Annotated in this window: 1 protein-coding gene; it reads right to left on the minus strand. The window is 70.3% G+C overall.

The window, feature by feature from the left end; all coding sequences use genetic code 11:
* Positions 1–279 (minus strand): type I-E CRISPR-associated endoribonuclease Cas2e (gene cas2e / locus AOK18_RS05355; RefSeq protein ID WP_055693552.1); only part of this gene is annotated, 279 nt, incomplete at its 3' end.
* Positions 280–337: the final 58 nt, after the last annotated feature.

Raw genomic sequence — 337 nt, forward strand, 5'->3', positions numbered from 1 at the left:
CTCTGCTCCAGCCGGGCGGTGGATGAGGGTGATGCCTTCGTGGTTGGTGGGGTGCCAGGCGTGGTCGTGGGTGCGGAAGGTGAAGCCCTGTTCGTTGTTCGTGGTGTGGGCGAGGAGGGCGCGGCCCTGGCCCGCGTACTGCCGGACCTCTTCCCAGAGCGCGTCCCGGATGCGGGCCGAGGGGTTGCCGACGAACACGCCCGCGGAGATCTCCAGCAGCCAGCGGGTGAGGAAGCCGCGCAGGCCGGCCGGGCAGTTGGTGAGGACGATGACGGTCACCAGAGGGAGTCCCCGTAGTCGTCGGGCCCGTCGTGGTTGATGCCGGAGGCGACCTGGC

The sequence above is a fragment of the Streptomyces prasinopilosus genome, assembly GCF_001419695.1.
GTDB classification, from domain to species: Bacteria; Actinomycetota; Actinomycetes; order Streptomycetales; family Streptomycetaceae; genus Streptomyces; species Streptomyces prasinopilosus.